The organism is Pseudomonas sp. NPDC089530 (genome assembly GCF_050280705.1).
Classification (GTDB): Bacteria; Pseudomonadota; Gammaproteobacteria; order Pseudomonadales; family Pseudomonadaceae; genus Aquipseudomonas.
The window spans coordinates 1-6388 of the sequence record NZ_JBNNVU010000160.1; the positions used below are offsets into that span (position 1 = coordinate 1).

Here is a 6388-nt window from a genome sequence, read left to right on the forward strand (position 1 = left end):
GCTGTACACCGGGCCGCCGCTGTCATGCATGACGCCGCAGATTTCGCGGATGCCTTCCTCGAACCCGCCGTGTGTCGAGGAAGGCAGATTTCGCGGATGCCTTCCTCGAACACGCCGTGGGTCGACGGGTAGGTGATCATCAGCGCGGCGAGGTGTTCGCGGTGCTCGATGGCCTTGGCCCGCAGGTCTTCGATATCGACGTTGCCACGGGCGTCGCAGGCGGTGACCACCACGCGCATGCCGGCCATGTTGGCGGTGGCCGGGTTGGTGCCGTGGGCGGACGACGGGATCAGGCAGATGTCGCGACGGTCTTCGCCGCGGCTCTGGTGGTAGGCACGAATCGCCAGCAGGCCGGCGTATTCGCCCTGGGAGCCGGCGTTCGGCTGCAGGGACACCGCGTCGTAGCCGGTGGCGGCGCAGAGCATGGCTTCCAGCTCGCAAGTCAGCTGCTGATAGCCGGCGCTTTGCTCGGCCGGGGCGAACGGGTGCAGCGCGCCGAATTCAGCCCAGGTGATCGGGATCATTTCGCTGGCGGCGTTGAGTTTCATGGTGCACGAGCCCAGCGGGATCATGGTGCGATCCAGGGCCAGGTCCTTGTCGGCCAGCTTGCGCAGGTAGCGCATCAGCTCGGTTTCCGAGTGATAGCGGTTGAACACCGGATGGCTGAGGATCGCCGACTGGCGCACCAGCGGTGCCGGGATACGGCTTGGCACTGCCGCCGCCAGCGCGGCGAAGTCCGGCAGGGCCTGACCTTCGGCCAGCAGGCCCCACAGGGCCTGCACATCGGCCTGGCCGGTGGTTTCGTCCAGGGACAGGCCCAGGCGTTCGGCGTCGATCACCCGCAGGTTGATGCGCTGGGCGCGCGCCTTGTCGTGCAGCGCCGCGGTGCGCGTACCGGTGTACAGGGTCAGGGTGTCGAAGAAGTGTTCCTGCTCGACCTTGATCCCCAACTTGCTCAGGCCCTGGGCCAGGATCGCGGTCAGCTGGTGGATGCGTTGGGCGATCCGGGTCAGGCCTTTGGGGCCGTGGTAGACGGCGTACATGCTGGCGATGTTGGCCAGCAGCACCTGGGCGGTGCAGATGTTACTGGTGGCTTTCTCGCGACGGATATGTTGCTCGCGGGTCTGCATGGCCAGGCGCAGCGCCGGCTTGCCGAAACGGTCCACGGAAACCCCGACCAGACGGCCCGGCATATCGCGCTTGAACGCGTCCTTGGTGGAGAAGTAGGCGGCATGCGGGCCACCGAAGCCCAGCGGAACACCGAAGCGCTGGGCGCTGCCGATGGCCACGTCGGCGCCGAATTCGCCCGGCGGGGTCAGCACGGTCAGCGCCAGCAGGTCGGCGGCGACGGCCACCAGGGCGTTGGCGGCGTGGAAGCGTTCGGTCAGTTCGCGGTAGTCGAACAGGTCGCCGTTGCTCGCCGGGTATTGCAGCAGGGCGCCGAAGAACGGGCTGACATCGCTCAGCTCGCGCTCGTCGCCGACCACCACCTCGATGCCCAGCGGCTCGGCACGGGTGCGCAGCACGTCGAGGGTTTGCGGATGGCAATGGCTGGAGGCGAAGAAGGCGTGGCTGCCCTTGTTCTTGCTCAGGCGCTTGCAGAAGGTCATGGCTTCGGCGGCGGCGGTGGCTTCGTCGAGCAGGGAAGCGTTGGCGATCGGCAGGCCGGTCAGGTCGCTGATCAGGGTCTGGAAGTTCAGCAGCGCTTCCAGGCGGCCCTGGGAAATTTCCGGCTGGTACGGGGTGTAGGCGGTGTACCAGGCCGGGTTTTCCAGGAGGTTGCGCAGGATTGGCGACGGCGTATGGCAGTTGTAGTAGCCCTGGCCGATGTAGGTCTTGAACAGCTGGTTCTTGGCGGCGATGGCCTTGATCGAGGCCAGGGCGTCGGCTTCGCTCTGCCCGGCGGGCAGGTCGAGGACGCTGGTGCCCTTGATGCTGTCGGGGATCACGCTGGCGCTCAGGGCTTCCAGGGAGTCAAAGCCCAGGCTGTTGAGCATGGCTTGTTCGTCACCCTGGCGCGGGCCGATGTGGCGCGCGATGAATTCGTTGGCGGTGCTCAGGTTCGGGGTGGTGCTCATGGCGGGCTCCTCAGGCTTCGGCGTTGGCTTTGATCAGGCGGTCGTAGGCGTCCTGATCCAGCAATTGGCCGACAGCGGCGGCGTCCGCGGGAATGAAGCGGAAGAACCAGCCTTCGCCCAGCGGGTCTTCGTTGACCAGCTCGGGGCTGGCGTCCAGGGCCGGGTTGGTTTCCACCACTTCGCCGTTCAGGGGCATGTACACGCCGCTGGCGGCTTTTACCGATTCCACGGTGGCGGCTTCGGCGCCCTTGTCGTAGGCCTGCAGCTCCGGCAATTGCACGAACACCACATCGCCCAGGGCGTTTTGCGCGAAAGCCGTGATGCCGACGGTGATGCTGCCATCGGCTTCGGTACGCAGCCATTCGTGATCTTCAGTGAAACGCAACTCGCTCATGGAAACTCCTCAAGGGGCCAGATTCGTCTGGTGGACGCGATTGAATGCTCGTGCCGGGGGCCGAGCCGAATGGCTAAGCCCTTAGCAAAAATGCGGCCAATGTTTTTTATTCGTTGTTAATCAATGAGTTAGGTGTTTTTCTGAAAACCTGGAATGCAAGGTCTGTAGCGAAATCGCTACAGCGCCAGGCCCAAGGAAAAGTTTATGAGGATCAAAGCCTTGCGCGGCGCTGATTACGACGGTGTGTAGCGATATCGTTCCACTGTAGCGCTTTCAGTACAGATGGAGGTCGCTTTTCGCCCGTTTTTGTAGGAGCCGTCTGCTTCAGGGCTTGTTGGGAATGCCGTACTTGCGCAGGCGGTGGGCGATGGCGGTGTGGGAGGTCTGCAGGCGGCTGGCGAGCTGGCGGGTCGAGGGGTAATTGACGTAGAGGCCTTCGAGCAGCGTTTTCTCGAACTCTTCGACGGCCTGTTCCAGGCTTTCGACTTCGGTGTCGTTCTGGCGCGCCACCGAGGTGCCGGCGATGTCCAGGTCGCCGATGTCCACCAGGCTGCTTTCGCAGATCGCTGCGGCGCGGAAGATCACGTTCTGCAGCTGGCGCACGTTGCCGGGCCAGCGGTTGCCCAGCAGCGCCGGGTAGGTGCCGGGCGCCAGGCGGCAGACCGGGCGCTGGATCTGCGCGCAGGCCTGCTGCATGAAGTACCGCGCCAGCAACAGGATGTCCTGGCCGCGCTCGCGCAGGGGCGGCACTTCCACATTCAGCACGTTCAGGCGATAGAACAGGTCTTCGCGAAAACTGCCTTCGGCGACCATCTTTTCCAGGTCGCGGTGGGTGGCGCTGAGGATCCGCACATTGACCTTGATTTCGCGATCGCCACCGACCCGGCGGAAGCTGCCGTCGTTGAGAAAGCGCAACAGCTTGGCCTGCAGGTAAGGCGACATCTCGCCGATCTCATCGAGAAATACCGTGCCCTGGTTGGCCAGCTCCATCAGCCCCGGCTTGCCGCCGCGCTGGGCGCCGGTGAAGGCCCCAGGCGCATAGCCGAACAGCTCGCTTTCGGCGAGGTTTTCCGGCAGGGCGGCGCAGTTCAGTGCAAGAAACGGTGCGCCATGCCGCGCACTGATGGCGTGGCAGGCGCGGGCCACCAGCTCCTTGCCGGTGCCGGTTTCGCCCTGGATCAGCAGCGGCGCATCCAGCGCGGCAACGCGCTGGGCGCGGGCCTTGAGGGTGCGGATCGCCGGGGATTCGCCGAGCAGGGCATCGAAGCCCTCGGCATGGTCGTGGTGCAGGGCCGACAGGCGCTCGCCGATGCGGTTCGGCTGATACAGGGTCAGGAGCGCGCCAGCGTCGGTGATCGGCGTGGCGTCCAGCAGCAGGGTCTGGCCGTTGAGGACGATTTCCCGCAGGGGCAGGCGAAAGCCCTGTTCCAGCAGGGTTTCCAGCAGCGCCGGGTCGTCGAACAGTTCGGCCACGCTTTCCCCGGCCGGCTCGCGGCCATAGAGGGCAATCAGCGCCGGGTTGGCCAGCAGCACCTTGCCGGCGCTGTCCAGGGCCAGCACCGGATCGGTCATCGCCGCCAGCAGGGCGTCGAGCTGCAAGTGGCGGCGCTGGCCGGGCAGGATGTCGACCACGGTCACCGCCTGCACCCCGCGCACGCTGAACAGCGCGTCGCGCAGCTCATCCAGCACTTGCGGGCTGAGGGTCGGGGCGTCGATGTAGACGTTAGGCGGAACCATCTCTACCGCATCCAGGTTGAGGTTGCGTCCACCGAGCAGGGCCAGGACTTCCTGGGTGATACCGACGCGGTCGATGAAGCTGACGTGGATGCGCATGGGGCGGTCGAGGGTTCTGGAAAACGGAGGGTGGCAAGTATGCCTTGGTGGACGGGGTTTGGTGAAATCCGCCATGCGGTCCGCGGGCTTCTTGTAGGAGCAAGGGGGACGCCTGGTTCTGGCTCGCGATGAACCCAAGGACGCCGCGGGGTATCAGGCTGCCCGCGTCATCGTTGACGACTATCGCGGGCAAGCCTCGCTCCTACAAGTACGCGGGCCGAGGAAGCCCGCGACCCGCAGGCGGGGGTCACTCCAGGTGTTCGGGTTTTACCGGGTCCCCGGATTTCATGTTCAGTTGCACCCGCACATCCTCGAACATCGCGTCGTAGTGCTTGTGCACCGAGCCGATGCTGCTCATGGCCTTGGGAATCCCGTATTTCTCGGCGATTTTCGTCACGTTGCTGGCGAAGTTGTACGCCTGGTCCTTGGGCAGGAAGAAGGGTTCGTTGACCTCCTTGCCCTGGATCGTGCCATGCATCTTGAACTGCATCCCCTTGCCTTCCTTGGGATCCTGCGTGACCTCGTAGTCGATACAGATGTTGTAGCTGACATCGTCCTTGGTCAGCGCGTGCCGCTCGATGTGTAGATGACCGGGTTCGAACTGGGCCATGGTGCTCTCCTTTCAAGGCATGGGAGCGGGGCAGGCCTTGAGCCTGCCCCCGAGTTTCTCTTATTGATAAGTGATACCTGGCTTGGCCGTGCTGATGCGCGTACCCGCCTTGCCCTGGGCGATCGCCTCGATGTCCGAGAGTGAACCGATCACCGCGACTTTTCCAGTATGGCGGGCGAACTCGCAGGCTGCCTGCACCTTTGGTCCCATGGAACCGGCGGCGAAGCCGAGCTTTTCGATTTCGTCCGGGTGGGCCTGGGCGATGGCTTTCTGCGTCGGCTTGCCCCAGTCGATGAAGGCCGCGCTGACATCGGTGGCGATCACCAGCAGGTCGGCTTCCAGCTGTTCGGCCAGCAGCGCCGAGCACAGGTCCTTGTCGATCACCGCCTCGATGCCTCGCAGCTTGCCATCCTCGCCGTACATGGTGGGGATGCCGCCACCGCCGGCGCAGATCACGATGCTGCTCTTTTCCAGCAGCCACTTGATCGGGCGGATTTCAAAGATGCGCTTGGGTTTCGGGCTGGCCACCACGCGGCGGTACTTGTCGCCGTCGGGGGCGATGGCCCAGCCTTTTTCCTTGGCCAGCCGTTCGGCTTCTTCCTTGGTGTAGACCGGGCCGATGGGCTTGGTCGGGTTCTGGAACGCCGGGTCCTTGGCGTCGACTTCGACCTGGGTCAGCAAGGTGGCGAAGGGCACTTCGAAGTCCAGCAGGTTGCCCAGTTCCTGTTCGATGATGTAGCCGATCATGCCTTCGGTTTCGGCGCCGAGCACATCCAGCGGGTAAGGCGATACCGAGGTGTAGGCCGCCGCCTGCAGCGACAGCAGGCCGACCTGCGGACCATTGCCGTGGGCGATCACCAGTTGGTTGCCGGGATGGATCTTGGCGATCTGCTCGGTGGCGATCCGGATATTGGCGCGTTGATTGTCCGCGGTCATGGGTTCACCACGGCGGAGCAGGGCGTTACCGCCCAGAGCAACGACGATACGCATAATGCAATCCTTCCAGAATTCGGTGATCCCGTGGGCGCTCGGCTTGCCTGCGATCATGGGGTGTCGGGTCTGACGCCATCGCGGGCAAGCCTCGCTCCTACAGGTCCCGGGAGAGGATCCCGGGCGTGGTGGTTACAGGTCGGCCAGGGTCGAGACCAGGATCGCCTTGATGGTGTGCATGCGGTTTTCCGCCTGCTCGAAGGCGATGCAGGCCGGCGACTCGAACACGTCGTCGGTCACTTCGATGCCGTTGGCCAGGTTCGGATACTGCTCGGCGATCTGCTTGCCGACCTTGGTATCGCTGTTGTGGAACGCCGGCAGGCAGTGCATGAACTTGGTGCGCGGGTTGCCGGTGGCCTTCATCAGTTCGGCGTTGACCTGGTACGGCAGCAGTTGCTGGATGCGTTCGCCCCAGGCTTCGACCGGCTCGCCCATCGAGACCCAGACGTCGGTGTGGATGAAGTCGACGCCCTTGACCGCGGC

5 protein-coding genes and 1 pseudogene are annotated in these 6388 nt (G+C 64.6%); all 6 read right to left on the reverse strand.

Features of this window, described 5'->3' with window-relative positions; genetic code table 11:
* A partial coding sequence (gene gcvP, locus ACQKQA_RS29380; protein WP_427564683.1) for an aminomethyl-transferring glycine dehydrogenase occupies positions 1-2078 on the reverse strand: 2078 nt, incomplete at its 3' end.
* A 10-nt stretch (positions 2079-2088) separates the two neighbouring features.
* The gene (gene gcvH, locus ACQKQA_RS29385; RefSeq protein WP_427564684.1) at positions 2089-2472 is read right to left on the reverse strand and encodes a glycine cleavage system protein GcvH; all 384 of its coding nucleotides are present in this window, start codon (positions 2470-2472) and stop codon (positions 2089-2091) included.
* A 324-nt stretch (positions 2473-2796) separates the two neighbouring features.
* On the reverse strand, positions 2797-4305 hold the full coding sequence (locus ACQKQA_RS29390; protein WP_427564685.1) for a sigma-54-dependent transcriptional regulator: 1509 nt from the start codon (positions 4303-4305) through the stop codon (positions 2797-2799).
* A gap of 247 nt (positions 4306-4552) precedes the next feature.
* The gene (locus tag ACQKQA_RS29395; RefSeq protein ID WP_427564686.1) at positions 4553-4915 is read right to left on the reverse strand and encodes a DUF5064 family protein; all 363 of its coding nucleotides are present in this window, start codon (positions 4913-4915) and stop codon (positions 4553-4555) included.
* A 60-nt stretch (positions 4916-4975) separates the two neighbouring features.
* Positions 4976-5905: a carbamate kinase gene (arcC, locus tag ACQKQA_RS29400; protein ID WP_427564687.1), complete on the reverse strand. Its 930-nt coding sequence runs from the start codon at positions 5903-5905 to the stop codon at positions 4976-4978.
* A gap of 132 nt (positions 5906-6037) precedes the next feature.
* Positions 6038-6388, reverse strand: a pseudogene (locus ACQKQA_RS29405) (ornithine carbamoyltransferase); the annotation flags it as partial.